General features: G+C 59.8%; 14 protein-coding genes. 13 read left to right on the plus strand and 1 reads right to left on the minus strand.

Annotated elements, in window-relative coordinates; all coding sequences use genetic code 11:
- Positions 1–11: 11 nt before the first annotated feature.
- The 7 genes from pseB to MLG_RS15255 all read left to right on the plus strand — a co-directional run bounded on the left by pseB (position 12) and on the right by MLG_RS15255 (position 6,765).
- Positions 12–1,010 carry a UDP-N-acetylglucosamine 4,6-dehydratase (inverting) gene (gene pseB, locus MLG_RS11755; RefSeq protein WP_011630056.1) on the plus strand — a complete coding sequence of 333 codons (999 nt, stop codon included), beginning with the start codon at positions 12–14 and terminating at the stop codon, positions 1,008–1,010.
- The gene (gene pseC, locus MLG_RS11760) at positions 1,010–2,170 is read left to right on the plus strand and encodes a UDP-4-amino-4,6-dideoxy-N-acetyl-beta-L-altrosamine transaminase (RefSeq protein WP_011630057.1); all 1,161 of its coding nucleotides are present in this window, start codon (positions 1,010–1,012) and stop codon (positions 2,168–2,170) included. The genes pseB and pseC overlap by 1 nt, the downstream gene beginning before the upstream one ends.
- Complete coding sequence (pseF, locus tag MLG_RS11765) at positions 2,167–2,877, plus strand: pseudaminic acid cytidylyltransferase (protein WP_011630058.1); 711 nt, start codon at positions 2,167–2,169, stop codon at positions 2,875–2,877. Before pseC ends, pseF begins: the two co-directional genes overlap by 4 nt.
- Positions 2,874–4,079, plus strand: a complete 1,206-nt coding sequence (gene pseG, locus MLG_RS11770) for a UDP-2,4-diacetamido-2,4,6-trideoxy-beta-L-altropyranose hydrolase (RefSeq protein WP_232209253.1) — start codon at positions 2,874–2,876, stop codon at positions 4,077–4,079. The genes pseF and pseG overlap by 4 nt, the downstream gene beginning before the upstream one ends.
- Positions 4,072–4,602, plus strand: a complete 531-nt coding sequence (pseH, locus tag MLG_RS11775; RefSeq protein WP_049753583.1) for a UDP-4-amino-4,6-dideoxy-N-acetyl-beta-L-altrosamine N-acetyltransferase — start codon at positions 4,072–4,074, stop codon at positions 4,600–4,602. The genes pseG and pseH overlap by 8 nt, the downstream gene beginning before the upstream one ends.
- Complete coding sequence (pseI, locus tag MLG_RS11780) at positions 4,599–5,651, plus strand: pseudaminic acid synthase (protein WP_011630061.1); 1,053 nt, start codon at positions 4,599–4,601, stop codon at positions 5,649–5,651. The genes pseH and pseI overlap by 4 nt, the downstream gene beginning before the upstream one ends.
- A gap of 184 nt (positions 5,652–5,835) precedes the next feature.
- Entirely contained in the window at positions 5,836–6,765 is a 930-nt protein-coding gene (locus tag MLG_RS15255) for a sulfotransferase family protein (RefSeq protein ID WP_011630062.1), read from the plus strand.
- Positions 6,766–6,964: 199 nt separating this feature from the next.
- Here the strand turns inward: MLG_RS15255 and MLG_RS11785 are convergent.
- Positions 6,965–8,511, minus strand: a protein-coding gene (locus MLG_RS11785) for an IS3 family transposase (protein ID WP_232209254.1) whose coding sequence is annotated in 2 segments (ribosomal slippage) — positions 6,965–8,049 and positions 8,049–8,511 — 1,548 coding nt in all. Because the reading frame shifts where the segments join, the coding sequence is not laid out codon by codon here.
- 120 nt (positions 8,512–8,631) lie between these two features.
- Between MLG_RS11785 and MLG_RS15260 the strand changes: the two genes are divergently transcribed.
- The 6 genes from MLG_RS15260 (at position 8,632) to MLG_RS11810 (ending at position 15,137) form a co-directional block, all read left to right on the plus strand.
- Positions 8,632–10,002, plus strand: coding sequence for a surface carbohydrate biosynthesis protein (locus tag MLG_RS15260; protein ID WP_011630065.1), 1,371 nt, complete (start codon positions 8,632–8,634; stop codon positions 10,000–10,002).
- A gap of 206 nt (positions 10,003–10,208) precedes the next feature.
- Positions 10,209–11,321 carry a glycosyltransferase gene (locus tag MLG_RS15265; RefSeq protein ID WP_083761874.1) on the plus strand — a complete coding sequence of 371 codons (1,113 nt, stop codon included), beginning with the start codon at positions 10,209–10,211 and terminating at the stop codon, positions 11,319–11,321.
- A gap of 96 nt (positions 11,322–11,417) precedes the next feature.
- Entirely contained in the window at positions 11,418–11,753 is a 336-nt protein-coding gene (locus MLG_RS11795) for a transposase (protein ID WP_011630067.1), read from the plus strand.
- Positions 11,754–11,865: 112 nt separating this feature from the next.
- Positions 11,866–13,392 carry an IS21 family transposase gene (gene istA / locus MLG_RS11800; protein ID WP_083761848.1) on the plus strand — a complete coding sequence of 509 codons (1,527 nt, stop codon included), beginning with the start codon at positions 11,866–11,868 and terminating at the stop codon, positions 13,390–13,392.
- Positions 13,379–13,525: a hypothetical protein gene (locus MLG_RS15485; RefSeq protein WP_011630068.1), complete on the plus strand. Its 147-nt coding sequence runs from the start codon at positions 13,379–13,381 to the stop codon at positions 13,523–13,525. Before istA ends, MLG_RS15485 begins: the two co-directional genes overlap by 14 nt.
- Positions 13,526–13,584: 59 nt before the next feature.
- Positions 13,585–15,137 (plus strand): IS3 family transposase gene (locus tag MLG_RS11810; protein WP_232209255.1). Its coding sequence is split into 2 segments (ribosomal slippage): positions 13,585–14,047 and positions 14,047–15,137, totalling 1,554 coding nucleotides; the frame shifts between segments, so codons are not numbered across the junction.
- Positions 15,138–15,150 lie beyond the last annotated feature (13 nt).

Raw genomic sequence — 15,150 nt, forward strand, 5'->3', positions numbered from 1 at the left:
GGGAAAGCCCGATGTTCAACGACTCATCCGTTCTCGTCACCGGCGGGACAGGCTCCTTCGGCCACACCTTCATCCCCATGCTCCTGGAGCGTTACAACCCCAGGCGCGTGATCATTTTCTCTCGGGACGAGATGAAGCAGTGGGAGATGGCCAAGAAGTTCGAGGGCGATCCGCGCGTGCGGTTCTTCATCGGCGACGTGCGCGACCGCGAACGTGTCTACCGCGCCTTTGACGGCGTGGATTACGTCGTGCATGCCGCCGCCTCGAAGATCGTGCCCACGGCCGAGTACAACCCGTTCGAATGCATCAAGACGAACGTCACGGGTGCGATGAACGTCATCGACGCCGCCATCGACAAGGGCGTCAAGAAGGTCGTCGCGCTCTCCACCGATAAGGCCAGCAGCCCGATCAACCTCTACGGCGCCACCAAGCTCACCTCCGACAAGCTCTTCGTCGCGGGCAACCACTACGCCGGTCACTCGGAGACGCGCTTCTCCGTGGTCCGTTACGGCAATGTCATGGGGTCCCGCGGTTCGGTGATCCCGTTCTTCATGTCCATCCGCGACCGGGGCGTGCTACCGATCACCGACGATCGCATGACCCGCTTCATGATCTCGCTAGAGCAGGGCGCGGAATTGGTCTGGCATGCCTTCGATGACATGGAAGGCGGCGAGATCTACGTCAAGAAGATCCCCTCCATGAAGGTCACCGACCTCGCCCGCGTGATCGCCCCCGCGGCCAGGCAGGAAATCGTCGGCATCCGGCCGGGCGAGAAGCTCCACGAGCAGATGATCGGCGGGGAGGATGCCTACTACACCTACGAATACCCCGAACACTTCAAGATTCTGCCGGCCATCAACGGCTGGGACCGTGACGCCAATCGCATTAAGGACGGCAAGCGCGTGCCGGAAGGCTTCGTCTATGCCAGCGACAACAACGCCGAATGGATGAGCGAGGACGAGTTGCGGGCGTGGATCGACGCCAACGAAGGTAAGATCGGGGCCATCTGATGATTCCCTACGGACGCCAGGACATCACCCGGGCCGACATCGACACCGTCGTCGAGGTGCTGGAATCCGACTTCCTCACCCAGGGCCCGGTCGTGCCGCGATTCGAACAGGCCGTGGCCGACTACTGCGGCGCGGACCACGGCGTGGCGGTCAACAGCGCCACCTCCGCACTGCACCTTGCCTGCCGGGCGCTGGGCCTGGGGCAGGGCGACTGGCTCTGGACCTCTCCGATCACCTTTGTCGCCTCCGCCAACTGCGGGCTCTACTGCGGTGCGCGGGTGGACTTCGTCGACATCGACCCGCGTAACTACAATCTCTGCCCTAGGGCGCTGGAGGCCAAGCTCGAACGGGCCGAAACGGAGAATCGTCTGCCCAAGGTCGTGGTGCCCGTGCATCTCTGCGGCCAGTCCTGCGACATGCAGGCCATCCACGAGCTCTCCCGAAGATGCGGTTTCCATGTCATCGAGGATGCCTCCCATGCCATCGGTGGGAAGTACCAGGGCGAGCCCATCGGCAACGGCCGCTATAGCGACATCACGGTCTTCAGCTTCCATCCGGTAAAGATCGTCACCACCGGCGAGGGCGGCATGGCCGTCACCAACGATGCCGGACTCGCGGAGAGAATGTCCCTGCTCCGTAGCCACGGCATCACCCGCGATCCGGCGCTGATGACCCACGAGCCGGACGGCCCTTGGTACTACCAGCAGATCGAGCTTGGCTACAACTACCGCATGACCGAGATGCAGGCCGCCCTCGGTTTGTCGCAGTTGCAGCGGCTGGATGACTACGTGGCCCGCCGCAACGAGCTGGCCGAACGCTACGACCGGGAACTGTCCGACCTGCCCGTGACCACGCCCTGGCAGCACCCGGACGCTTACTCGGCCCGGCACCTCTACGTGATTCGCTTGAGGCTCGACGAGATCCGCACCAGCCACCGCGCGGTCTTCGAGTCCCTGCGGGAGCAGGGCATCGGTGTAAATATCCACTACATCCCGGTCCACACCCAGCCCTGGTATCGGGCGATGGGGTTCGAGCCGGGTGATTACCGGGAAGCCGAGCGCTACTATGCCGAGGCGATCAGCCTGCCGATGTTCCCGACGATGACCGAGGCGCAGCAGGATCAGGTGATCGCGGCGATCCGGGGAGCGATTCGCGGATGAAAGTCGCCATCATCCCCGCACGCGGCGGCAGCAAGCGCATCCCGCGCAAGAACATCCGCGGATTCGCCGGCAAGCCGATGATCGCCTGGTCGATCGAGGCGGCCAGGGCGAGCGGCTGCTTCGACCGTGTCATCGTCTCCACGGACGACGACGAGATCGCCGGGGTGGCGAGACAGTGGGGTGCCGAGGTACCGTTCATGCGCCCTGCGGAACTGGCGGACGACCACACGGGCACCATCCCCGTGATCGCCCACGCCATCGACTGGTTGAACGAGCACGGGGAGACGCCGGACAGGGTGTGCTGCGTGTACGCCACCGCCCCGTTCGTCCAGGCCGGGGATCTGCGTCGGGGCCTGGAAGCGCTGGAGGAGCGGCAAGCCGACTATGCCTTCTCGGCCACCAGCTATGCCTTCCCCATCCAGCGGGCACTGCGCATCACCGACGACGGGCACGTGGCGATGTTCCAGCCCGAACACTTCGCCACCCGCTCCCAGGACCTCGAAGAGGCCTGGCACGATGCCGGCCAGTTCTACTGGGGGCGCGCCGAGGCCTGGCGTACCGGCACCCCGATCTTTTCCGAACGCGCCGTGCCGGTCATCCTGCCACGTCACCGCGTCCAGGATATCGACACCCCCGAGGACTGGAAACGTGCCGAATGGCTCTTCCGAGCCTGGCAGGCCCAGGAAGGCGAGAGCGAGGGTCGATGACGATGGCCGTGGCAGCGCAACACAGGACAACGACTGGCGGGATGCGCGTCGCCTTCCGCGTGGACGCCTCCCTGGCGATCGGATCGGGTCACGTCATGCGCTGCCTCACCCTCGCCGGGGCACTGTGCGAGCAGGGCGCGGACTGCCATTTCCTCTGCCGCGAGCCGCAAGGTCATCTCAACAGTCAGATAGCCGAGCGGGGATTTGCGGTTCATCGTCTGCCCGCGGTAGAGGATGGCTCGATAACGTCGCCCGCCGGTTCGGGCCGTTCAGCGAGCGTGGATGACGAACCACCGCAACCGAAACACGCCGAGTGGCTGCAAACCACCCAGGCGACCGATGCCCGCCAGAGTCTCGAAACGCTGCGAGAGCTGGCACCGGACTGGCTGATCGTCGACCACTACGCACTGGATGCCCAGTGGGAGGCGCGGGTTCGAGAGGCCATTCCGGGGATGCGCGTCATGGTCATCGACGATCTGGCCGACCGCCTGCACCAGGCCGACCTGCTGCTGGACCAGAACCTGGGCCGCAAGGCCGAGGACTACCGTGACCTCGTCCCGGCCCACTGCCGCCTTCTCGTCGGGCCGAAGTACGCCCTGTTGCGCCCGGAATTCGCCGAATGGCGGGAATGGAGCCTGGAACGCCGACAGGAGAACGGGCCGGTCAGGCGGCTGCTGGTCAGCCTCGGCGGCGTGGACAGGGACAACGTCACCGGGCAGGTCCTCGATGCCTTGTCCGAAGTCGAGTTGTCGAAAGAAATGGAAATCACCGTGGTCATGGGCGCATCCGCCCCTTGGCTTGAAGCGGTTCGGGGCCGCGCCCGGCAGATGCCGTGTTCGACGGAAGTCGTGGTTAACGTCGATGACATGGCCCGGCGCATGGCCGAGGCCAATCTTGCCATCGGCGCGGCGGGCAGCACGGCGTGGGAGCGCTGCTGTCTTGGCTTGCCGACCATCGTGCTGGTGCTGGCGGAGAATCAGCGGGAGATCGCGCGAAGCCTGCATCGTGCGGGTGTGGCTCATTCACTTGGTGCCCCTGATGCATTGTTCGATCTGGTTGGCCAATGGCCAATGATCACCCAGCCAGAGTACTTGAAAGGCCTGAGCCGGAAGGCCGCAAGCCTGGTGGATGGCCGTGGTGCCGTCCGTGTGCGGAATGGGCTGATGGGCGTTGAGATGGCGAACGAGGCGAACGATGGTTGAGCAGCAGGCTGGTCTCAGACCGATCGAGGCGAATGATCTGGAAGTGGTGCGCGGCTGGCGCAATCACCCGAAGGTCAGGGCGTACATGTATACCAGGCACGAGATAGGGGCCGAAGAGCACCTGGCCTGGTTCGAACGGGTGCGTCATGACGAATCCCGCCATGCAATGATTTTCGAGATCGATCACCAGCCCATTGGGTTTGTACAGTTCTCCGTTGTCGACGTGAAAGCCGGGCGAGCCGACTGGGGCTTCTACCTGGCTCCGGATGCCCCGCGAGGCAGCGGTTACCAGCTAGGGGAAAGCGCGTTGACGCACGCTTTCGGCCAGCTTTTGCTGCACAAGGTCTGCGGGGAGGCCCTGGCATTCAACGAGCGCTCCATTCGTTTTCATGAGCGTCTCGGTTTCACGAAAGAAGCCTCGCTGCGAGATCACCACTTTGACGGTGAGACGTACCATGATGTCGTCGGATTCGGTTTGTTGTCCGCCGAATGGAATGAGAGGAAAGAAGCCAAGTGTCCATGAGTGATCCGCACATTGTCATTGACGAGCGCCGCATTGGGGCCGACGAGCTGCCCTACGTGATTGCTGAACTTTCCGCCAACCACAATGGCAAGCTCGAAACCGCGTTGAAGATAATCGATGAAGCGAAGCAGGCTGGAGCGGATGCCGTCAAGCTGCAGACCTATCGCCCGGATACCATCACGCTGGATTGCGACAGCGAGGACTTCCAGATCCATGGTGGTCCGTGGGACGGTCGTACCCTCTACGAGCTGTACGAAGAAGCCCACATGCCCTGGGAATGGCACAAGCCGCTCTTCGATCATGCCCGCAAGCTGGGCGTCACCATCTTCAGTTCGCCCTTCGACACCACGGCGGTCGACCTGCTCGAAGACCTTGGCGCACCGGCCTACAAGATCGCCTCCTTCGAGGCCGTCGACCTGCCGCTGATCGAGTACGTCGCCAGCACCGGCAAGCCCATGATCATCTCCACCGGCATGGCGGACGCCGAGGAGATCCAGGAAGCCATCGACGCCGCCCGCGGCGCCGGCTGCGAGCAGTTGGCCATCCTCCACTGCGTCAGCGGCTACCCGGCCCCGGCCGAGGACTACAACCTGCGCACCATCCCGGACATGATCGACCGCTTCGGCCTGGTCACCGGCCTGTCCGACCACACGCTCGACAACACCACCGCCATCACCAGCGTCGCTCTGGGTGCCAGCGTGATCGAGAAACACTTCACCCTCGACCGCAACGGCGGCGGCCCCGACGACAGCTTCTCCCTTGAACCCCCGGAACTCGCCGCCCTGTGCCGCGACAGCAAGACCGCTTGGCAGGCGCTGGGCAAGGTCGATTACGGCCGCAAGTCCAGTGAGCAGGGTAACGTCAAGTTTCGGCGGTCGCTCTACTTTGTCAAGGATCTCAAGGCGGGGGATGTCATTACCGAGGATGCGGTAAGGAGTGTGAGGCCGGGGTTCGGGGTTGAGCCTAAGCATATTAACGACATATTGGGAAGGAAGGTGGTCCGTGATATTAGGCGACGAACCGCAGTCCGAAAAGTTGATATTTCGTGATTTGAGCCACTCTTATGACCGCAAACCATTTACAACGTTAGCCAAGGTGCATTTCAAGACACCATATTCCAAGCCTAAGTTTAAAGCGGAAGTTTTAAACGAAATCTCTTTAAACACTTCTCTATGCAATCCAGCGACAATGGAACGATCTTTTTAACTCGGCCTAGTGTAATGAGAAAATAAAATGATCGATAGATCGATTTTCGTGTGTGGTTGTGAGCGCAGTGGCACTACCATGCTAGGTGCCCTTTTGGGAGCGGCTTCCGGCTGTGTAGCCACGCCAGAATCACAGTTTAAGTTTGATGGGATCAATGCAATAAGCGATGAGCTTGACACTAAAACCATTTATGACCTATTTGTGTCCAGTTATAGATTTAAGTTGTGGCAGGTCGCACCCCCGTCGATTAAAGATATAGAAGGAGTAAACTCACTCAAAGGCCTGCTTTTCTTGTTCGTAAAGGAGTATGCCAAGCAGAAAGGAAAGAATTTGGACCGGCTGCACACATGGGTCGATCATACTCCAGGCAATATTGATCACATTCAAAGATTATACACAGAATTCCCAAATAGTATGTTTGTTCATGTCATACGGGACGGCCGAGCGGTTACAGCGTCCATGAAATCACTACGGTGGGGAGCGCGCACGGCATTTGACGGGGCGGATATTTGGCAAAAGAAAGTCGCCCGAGGATTGGCTGCAAGTCACCTCAATCCAAGCTATGTCTACACCGTTCGATATGAGGATTTGGTTCTTGATCCCGTCCATGAAATGAAAAATCTATGCAGTTTTTTAGGAGTCGACTTTGAAGAAAGGATCTTTAGATCTAACTCGTTCGAGGTCCCGGAATACACTCAAAGCCAGCACAAACTGGTCGGTAAAAAACAAGACCCTGACAGAATATCCGCGTGGAGGTCCGCTTTATCGGCAAGAGAGGTCGAGGTTTTTGAATACCTGACCGGAGATATGTTGTCCTCTTTGGGCTATGAAAAAGTGTTTTCCCGACCTAGGAGGGTTACATACCCCGAATGGATCCTTTTTCTTATAAAGGCAGCGGAAGGTAAGGTGGCGACTAAGTTATATCAGCGGGGGGCAAGGAAAAAATTCCAGTCCTGACGACTGATATTTCTTTTTTCACCTAGTTGCTCGTATTCTGGTTCAATCAAGCCTTAGTTTGAGGTCCTTTCGCGAATCGTGTGGGTAACGGGGCCTTACGGTGGGGGTAGCGGCGAGGTGGGCACCCCCTATATCTTGTGGCGGGACTCAACCAGTGTCGGGTCCCGTGCGGTGGCTGTCAAGGTAGTTGGCACCTGAATCATGCCGTTTCTAATTGAGCATTGTGACCATGGCACTCACGCTCGGGGTTGAGCCAGACAGCACCCACTGGCTGCCAGTTTCGGGTCCGACCCGGCCAGCGCCCGGGGTTTTGGACACGTGCCCGCTCGTACTGGCGGGCCCGCCGGGCGAGAATGGCGCGGTCGTCGCCGCTATGCCGCTGCGCGGGGGTGACATAGCGAATGGCGCTGTGTCGGTGTTCGTGGTTATACCAGCGCTCGAAGCTCAGCACCCACTCGCGGGCCTGGGCCAGGTCCCGGAAGCCGTCCACCGGGTAATCGGGGCGGTACTTGCAATGGCGGAACAGCGCCTCGGAGAAGGGATTGTCGTCAGATACCTGCGGCCGGCTGTGGGAGCGGATGATCCCGAGTCGTTCCAGGGTCACGCGCACGGTCGAGCCCTTCATCGCGCTGCCATTGTCGGCGTGCAGGACGAGTGGAGTGCCATGACAGCCTTCCCGCAGCACCGTTCGTTCGATCAGCCGGGCACTGTTGAGCGCGGTCTCGTTCTCGAAGACCTCCGCGCCCACGATCTTGCGGCTGTAGATGTCGATGATCAGGTACAGATAGAAGTACACGCCGCGAACGGCCGAGGGGAGGTAGGTGACATCCCACGTCCAAACGGCGTTCGGTTGGTCCGCCCGGTGAGACGCCGGTGCGCCCATCTGGCGCGGCGTCCTTGCCCGGCCACGCCGGTTCTGCTCGCCGGCATCGCGCAGGATGCGGTAGAACGTCGACTCCGAGGCCAGGTAGCAGTCGTGCTCGTCCAACAACCGCGGCACGATCTGCGCTGGCGGCAGGCTGGCATACTCGGGCAGATGGCATGTGGCCAGCACCGCCTGGCGCTCGGCATCACTCAGTGCGTACTGCGGACAAGGCCGGTGCGCCGTGGGCCGACGGTCCTCACCGCCACGCGACCAACGCCGGTACGTGTTGGGGCCGATCCCCAACACGGCACACGCGGACTTCAGCCGAGCACCGTCGCGCCGGGCTTCATCGACCAGCCTGATGGCTCGATTGCGATCTGCGGTGCTGGTCATTCGTCCTCGTCCCCCCAGATCGCATGGGCTTTTTTTCGCAACGTCAGCAAGGCCGCTGTCTCGGCCAGCGCGGCCTCCTTGCGTTTGAGCTCGCGCTGTAGTTTCCGGCTACGCTTGCGCTCCTGCTTGAGGGCATCGCCCTCGCGCTGGGAGGCGGCCTGGCTCAGGTCGTTGCCTTGTTCGCAGGCCAGCCGCCAACGCCGAACCTGTTCCGGGTACAGGCCTCGTCTGCGGCAGTATTCGGCGAGCTCCGCCTCCGACAAAGACGCGGTTTCCAGCACCGCATTGAACTTGTCCCGGGAACTCCAGCCCTCCGGGTCACAACCCCCTTCAGGCAGCAACTGGCCGCTCTGGCGGGCCTGCTTGCGCCAAAGGTATATCGTTGCCGCCGAGATACCTTCCTCGGCAGCGACCTCCGGGACCGACCGGTTATGTGGCGCCCGGAGCTTGTTCAACACCGCTTCCTTGCGCTCGGTGGAATACTTCATCGGAACCTCTCTGCGCCCCCCTGTTCAGGTTCAAACTCTAACACCAGGTGAAGTTCCAACTAGCTTGACAGTGGGGGATGCCTAGAGGCGTCGATGCAATCATCAGGGACCTGACATTTTATGCATTCTAAGAAAAAAACTTTATACATTTTGATGGAGCTAAAACGTCGCGAGCTCGAAGGCAAGATGCTCTTGGCGCATGAAGCGGCCGCTCAAGGTTTTCGGGTAATATTAGGGTCGCAGGATTATATTAAGCGTGCGTTTGAATATGGATTTTTCCCGCCAGGGATTTACATGGATAAGTCCTTGGCAAAGGCAAAGGCACGGGAGCTAAATAAAAGATCGAAGGAAGGGTGTGTAATCGTATCTCAGGATGAAGAAGGGGGGTTTTTGGATCGAGATTCAGTCAAGTTCGTCAAGTTTCGAAGCTCAGGGGAAACAGTAAGTGCCGCCAGCGCAATTTTCGCATGGGGTGAATTGGACGCTGATGGCTGGAAATATTGTTATCCCCAGGCGCGCGATAAAATTTTCATCACCGGTTCCCCGCGGGTGGACTTCTGGAGGAAAGATTTTGAAAGTTTTTTCTCAAATGATATCGACAGGATTCAAGAAGAATATGGTAGTTTCGTTCTTATTCCCTCGAATTTTTCTCTCGCGAACCCTCTCGCTATAGAAACGGATCTTCTTGAGCAGGCGAAACAGAGTGGGAGGGTTCAATCTGCTCGTGAAGAACGAGAGTTTTTAAAGCTTATTGAGGATATCGGAAAGATATTTGACGAATATGTTTCGTTAATAAATTATCTTGCAGACATATTTCCTGAAGTCAACTTCGTTGTCCGTCCGCATCCTTCCGAAGATAAAGGCGCTTGGGGGAGGCGCCTTTCTCATAGAAAGAATATTTACGTCGTGCCTTCAGGTGGCATTAGTCAGTGGGTGAGAGCAAGCTCGTTAATTATTCATAACGGGTGTACGACAGGATTAGAGGCCTACGTTTCAAAGAAGCCGGTCCTTGCCTTCGAACCATTCAATAGCGCGGCGAACCGTGAGATTCCAAATTATGTCTCCTATAGAGTAGAAACGAAGGAAGATGTTCGGTGGGCGATCGAAGAAGTTATTTTGCAGAAAAAAGGCCTCTCTGGAGATGATCAGGGACCAAAAGGAGATCTGGTGGCTAAGAGGCTAGCGAATTCCGTTAGCATGCCGGCAAGCGAAAAGATTGTAGAAACGTTGAAAACGTTCCATGTTCCAGCTGCTGCCTCCCCCTCGTCGTGGAGGTTGCATCTAGTTTCACTCCGGATTTTTATGGCGAATGGGTTTTCACTGGCAAGAAAGGGTGTGGCCATTCAAAGCAAAAGAAAGTTTCCGTTTTTGACAAGTGGCGAAGTTACAGACCTGCATAATAAGCTAGTTTCTATTAAGCCAGAATTCAAAAAATGTGCATGCAGAAAAATGTATGGAGATGTTTTCATAATTGAGGCGGATCGTGATTGATTTTGTCCTGCGTTCGTCCTTTTTTCTATGCAGCTCTTTAGTAAGAGTTCGCGCTCATCCGCGATGAATGCTGCGTACTGGCGAGTGGTCCTCCGAGGAAAAAGGCAGTAATTCAGTGCATAAGCAGTCTTGTCCGAATGAGAAACAGTGAGTGATATGAATCTGCGGCAGAATGGCTGAAAATTCGAATTTTGAGAATTACTGATATGCAGAGAAAGGTATTGTTTGTGCTTCCCACCTTAAGCGGGGGCGGAGCCGAAAGGGTGATGGTTCACCTGTTGAATGCTATGACGACCGCTCGGTGTCTAACGCCGATTCTGGTCGTGGGCGTGAAAAGAGGCGTGTTCGTGAATCGGCTGCCTGAAAATTTGAAGGTAGTCGAGCTTGGCTCCGAAAGGGCTAGGACGGTTTTGTGGCGATTGCACCAGGTTATAAAGAAGGAAAAGCCCGACGTCGTATTGTCGACTCTAGGAATGAATGTGGCCGTATGCGCAGTCTCAATGTTTTCTGGAGGGAAGTTTCGGGTGGTGTCACGATTAGGGAATACGGTGAGCGCATACCTCCGGGATGCGGGGAGAAAAGGAGTGCTGCCTAAGGCCTTTGAATATTTGAAGTCTTATATGGTTGCGAAGATCAGTGATGCCATTATCTGTCAAAGCCAGTTTATGATGGACGATTTTGTTCATGCGTTCCCAAGTGTTATGGAAAAATGCCGGGTCATTTACAATCCGGTTAATTGTAGGGAATTGGATCGGCTTGCCTCGGAAGATTGTGAACTCAAGGGCACTGGTTTATACATTGTGTCGACCGGTAGAATGAGTTACCAAAAAGGGCATGATATCCTTCTTGATGCATTATCTGTGCTTCGGGCCGACCAGTACAGATTCACATGCCATATCTTTGGGGAAGGGGAAGCCCTGCCCTCACTGGAAGAGCGTAGTAGGAGGCATGGTTTGGAGAATTTTGTGTCGTTTCCGGGGTTTTTCCCTAATCCATACGCTTGCATGAAAAGAGCGGATGTGTTCGTTTCTGCGTCGAGGTACGAGGGGTTCGCGAATGCGATACTCGAAGCCGCAGCCCTAGGGGTCAAAATAGTGGCAAGTGACTGTCCTGGCGCAAATCGAGAAATCAAAGAACTTGCAAGAATTAGACTTTTTGAAAATGAAAACCCGGCCGATCTGTGCAGGGCATTAAAAGAGATAATCGATAACGGGGGTGGTCGCGCTGCAGCCCCAGCGTCAAGCGAAAAGATAAGATCTAGATTCGATATTTCGAAAATTGCTCGGGAATACGAGAAATGCCTCTGTGAACCCGGATAATTCATCAGGTAGGCGATTGCCCCCACTGTCAAGCTAGGTTGAACTTCACCTGGTGTTAGAGTTTGAACCTGAACAGGGGGGCGCAGAGAGGTTCCGATGAAGTATTCCACCGAGCGCAAGGAAGCGGTGTTGAACAAGCTCCGGGCGCCACATAACCGGTCGGTCTCGGAGGTCGCTGCCGAGGAAGGTATCTCGGCGGCAACGATATACCTTTGGCGCAAGCAGGCCCGCCAGAGCGGCCAGTTGCTGCCTGAAGGGGGTTGTGACCCGGAGGGCTGGAGTTCCCGGGACAAGTTCAATGCGGTGCTGGAAACCGCGTCTTTGTCGGAGGCGGAGCTCGCCGAATACTGCCGCAGACGAGGCCTGTACCCGGAACAGGTTCGGCGTTGGCGGCTGGCCTGCGAACAAGGTGTCAATGGCCAGATAAAGTGACCCCACTGGCCATCAGAACTGACCCACCCTTGGGGTGGCCACTGGCCACGAGTAGACCGTACCGTCCATGGCCACACGGGCTGGCGAGGACGGGGTATTGAAGGAGTGGGTCGTGATACACAAGATCAAGGCACTGTACGACGAAGGCCGTGGGCTCTCAGTTCGGGCCATCAGCCGGGAGCTGGGCATCTCGCGCAACACGGTGCGCAAGTACCTGCGGGCGGACACCGAAGCGGTCGCAGCGGAGCGGGCCGATGGGCGCCGGGGCCGGCTGCTGGATGAGCACCGGGCTTACATGGAGTATTTGCTGCGCCGCTACCCGCAGCTCAGCGCCGTGAAGGTGGCGCGCAAGCTCCGGGACAAGGTCGGTGACCTGGCGGTCTCGGATCGCAGTCTCCGGCGGTATCTGCAGGAGCTGCGCGCCAGCGTCCAAGTGGCCCAGCCGCGCTACTACGAGCCGGTGCTGGACGTGGTGCCGGGCGTACAGTGCCAGGTGGACCCCGGTGAGTTGCGGGGCGTGGCCATCAGCGGCGTGGAGCGCACGGTCTACTTCGTGGTCTTCGTGCTCTCGTTCTCGCGGCTGATGCACGTTGCGGTGGCCTTCCGGCCCATCGACACGGCGCTGTTCATCCGCATGCATGATGAGGCGCTGCGGGCCTTTGGCGGTACCCCGGAGGAGTGCGTCTACGACCAGACGAAGATGGTGGTCATCGCCGAGCAGTTCCGGGAGCTGACGGTCAACGAGCGCTTCCATGAGTACGCCACCGGTGCGGGCTTTCGCATCCATGCCTGCCGGGGGTACGACCCGGAGAGCAAGGGCAAGGTGGAGGCCGGGGTGAAGTACGTTAAGCGCGATTGCCTGTACGGGGAGCGCTTTGCCGACGAGGCAGACGTCCGCGCCCACGTCCAGCAGTGGCTCGACCAAGTGGCCAATGTCCGCCGCCACGGCACCACCGGGCGTGAGCCCCGGGGGCACTTTGAGGCTGAAGAGCGGGCGCACCTACGGGCCTACCTCACCCCCTCGTGCTTGACCCAGGCGGCTGCGGCGCGCCAGACCCGCAAGGTGGACAAGACCGGGCTGATCGCCTGGCACTCGAACAAGTATTCGGTACCCATGCGCTACCAGCGTGGCCGGGTGGGCGTGCAGGCCGACGAGACCCAGCTTCACATCCTCGACCTGGAAAGCGGTGAGATCGTGGCCACCCATACACTGGCCACGGGCAAGGGCCAGACGGTGCGTAACACCGACCACTACCGGGATCGCCGACAGCAGATCGAGACCCTGGAGGCCGCCATTGGCGAACGCGTGGGCGAGCAGACCGGAGCCCGGCTGTGTGCCCGGTTGCGGGCCAGCAACCCGCGGATCTATCGCGACCAGGTGGCCGCCGTACACGCCCTGCTGGAGAGCGGGCCGCCCCCGGCACCCGGACTGGTCGAGGACCTGGCCGGGCGCGAAGGGATGACCGCCACCCGCTTCAAGGCCCAACTGCAGGCGGCACACCGGGCCCAGGAGCGGGGCCGGGACCTCGAAGCGGATGCCGACGAGCCCGCCGTGGACGCGCAGGCACTGGCCCTGTCGGCCTACGCCCATCTTGGCCAGTCGGCCGGCCAAGAGGAGTTGACCCATGAGCCTGCTTGAACGGACCGCGACTCGCTACCGGGGCCTGCGCTGCAGTGCCATTGCCGCCGAGCTGCCGGATCTGCTGGCCCGGGCCGAGGACAACGCCATGTCTTATCTGGCCTTCGCTGACCTGCCCCCACTGTCAAGCTAGTTGGAACCTCACCTGGTGTTAGAGTTTGAACCTGAACAGGGGGGCGCAGAGAGGTTCCGATGAAGTATTCCACCGAGCGCAAGGAAGCGGTGTTGAACAAGCTCCGGGCGCCACATAACCGGTCGGTCCCGGAGGTCGCTGCCGAGGAAGGTATCTCGGCGGCAACGATATACCTTTGGCGCAAGCAGGCCCGCCAGAGCGGCCAGCTGCTGCCTGAAGGAGGTTCGGACCCGGAGGGCTGGAGTTCCCGGGACAAGTTCAATGCGGTGCTGGAAACCGCGTCTTTGTCGGAGGCGGAGCTCGCCGAATACTGCCGCAGACGAGGCCTGTACCCGGAACAGCTTCGGCGTTGGCGGCTGGCCTGCGAACAAGGCAACGACCTGAGCCAGGCCGCCTCCCAGCGCGAGGGCGATGCCCTCAAGCAGGAGCGCAAGCGTAGCCGGCAACTGCAGCGTGAGCTTAAACGCAAGGAGGCCGCCCTGGCCGAGACAGCGGCCTTGCTGACGTTGCGAAAAAAAGCCCATGCGATCTGGGGGGACGAGGACGAATGACCAGCACCGCAGATCGCAATCGAGCCATCCGGCTGGTCGATGAAGCCCGGTGCGACGGTGCTCGGCTGAAGTCCGCGTGTGCCGTGTTGGGGATCGGCCCCAACACGTACCGGCGTTGGTCGCGTGGCGGTGAGGACCGTCGGCCCACGGCGCACCGGCCTTGTCCGCAGTACGCACTGAGTGATGCCGAGCGCCAGGCGGTGCTGGCCACATGCCATCTGCCCGAGTATGCCAGCCTGCCGCCGGCGCAGATCGTGCCGCGGTTGTTGGACGAGCACGACTGCTACCTGGCCTCGGAATCGACGTTCTACCGCATCCTGCGCGATGCCGGGGAGCAGAACCGGCGAGGCCGGGCACGGGCGCCGCGCCAGATGGGCGCACCGGCGTCTCACCGGGCGGACCAACCGAACGCCGTTTGGACTTGGGATGTCACCTACCTCCCCTCGGCCGTTCGCGGCGTGTACTTCTATCTGTACCTGATCATCGACATCTACAGCCGCAAGATCGTGGGCGCGGAGGTCTTCGAGAACGAGACCGCGCTCAACAGCGCCCGGCTGATCGAACGAACGGTGCTGCGGGAAGGCTGTCATGGCACGCCACTCGTCCTGCACGCCGACAATGGCAGCGCGATGAAGGGCTCGACCGTGCGCGTGACCCTGGAACGGCTCGGGATCATCCGCTCCCACAGCCGGCCCCGGGTGTCTGACGACAATCCCTTCTCCGAGGCGCTGTTCCGCCATTGCAAGTACCGCCCCGATTACCCGGTGGACGGCTTCCAGGACCTGGCGCAGGCCCGCGAGTGGGTGTTGAGCTTTGAGCGCTGGTACAACGACGAACACCGCCACAGTGGGATCCGCTTCGTGACACCGACCGAACGTCATGCGGGCCATGACACGGAGATCCTGAGCAGACGTCATGCCCTCAACGAGCAGGCCCGGTCCCGGAACCCGTCTCGCTGGAGCGGCAAGACCCGCAACTGGGAGCCGACCCAATCCGTCGCCCTCAACCCCGATCGTGAGCTTATGGTCCAGCACGCCGCGCCGGAAAAACTCGCAGCATAAATGGACTCAGACG

Source organism: Alkalilimnicola ehrlichii MLHE-1, from assembly GCF_000014785.1.
GTDB lineage: Bacteria > Pseudomonadota > Gammaproteobacteria > Nitrococcales > Halorhodospiraceae > Alkalilimnicola > Alkalilimnicola ehrlichii.

Bases quoted from the DNA above. Each gene is read 5' to 3' on its own strand.
- pseC (WP_011630057.1), top strand. From the start codon at position 1,010: ATGATTCCCTACGGACGCCAGGACATCACCCGGGCCGACATCGACACC.
- MLG_RS11795 (WP_011630067.1), top strand. From the start codon at position 11,418: ATGAAGTATTCCACCGAGCGCAAGGAAGCGGTGTTGAACAAGCTCCGG.
- pseB (WP_011630056.1), top strand. From the start codon at position 12: ATGTTCAACGACTCATCCGTTCTCGTCACCGGCGGGACAGGCTCCTTC.
- MLG_RS15485 (WP_011630068.1), top strand. From the start codon at position 13,379: ATGAGCCTGCTTGAACGGACCGCGACTCGCTACCGGGGCCTGCGCTGC.
- MLG_RS15265 (WP_083761874.1), top strand. From the start codon at position 10,209: ATGCAGAGAAAGGTATTGTTTGTGCTTCCCACCTTAAGCGGGGGCGGA.
- pseF (WP_011630058.1), top strand. From the start codon at position 2,167: ATGAAAGTCGCCATCATCCCCGCACGCGGCGGCAGCAAGCGCATCCCG.
- pseH (WP_049753583.1), top strand. From the start codon at position 4,072: ATGGTTGAGCAGCAGGCTGGTCTCAGACCGATCGAGGCGAATGATCTG.
- pseI (WP_011630061.1), top strand. From the start codon at position 4,599: ATGAGTGATCCGCACATTGTCATTGACGAGCGCCGCATTGGGGCCGAC.
- pseG (WP_232209253.1), top strand. From the start codon at position 2,874: ATGACGATGGCCGTGGCAGCGCAACACAGGACAACGACTGGCGGGATG.
- MLG_RS15260 (WP_011630065.1), top strand. From the start codon at position 8,632: ATGCATTCTAAGAAAAAAACTTTATACATTTTGATGGAGCTAAAACGT.
- MLG_RS15255 (WP_011630062.1), top strand. From the start codon at position 5,836: ATGATCGATAGATCGATTTTCGTGTGTGGTTGTGAGCGCAGTGGCACT.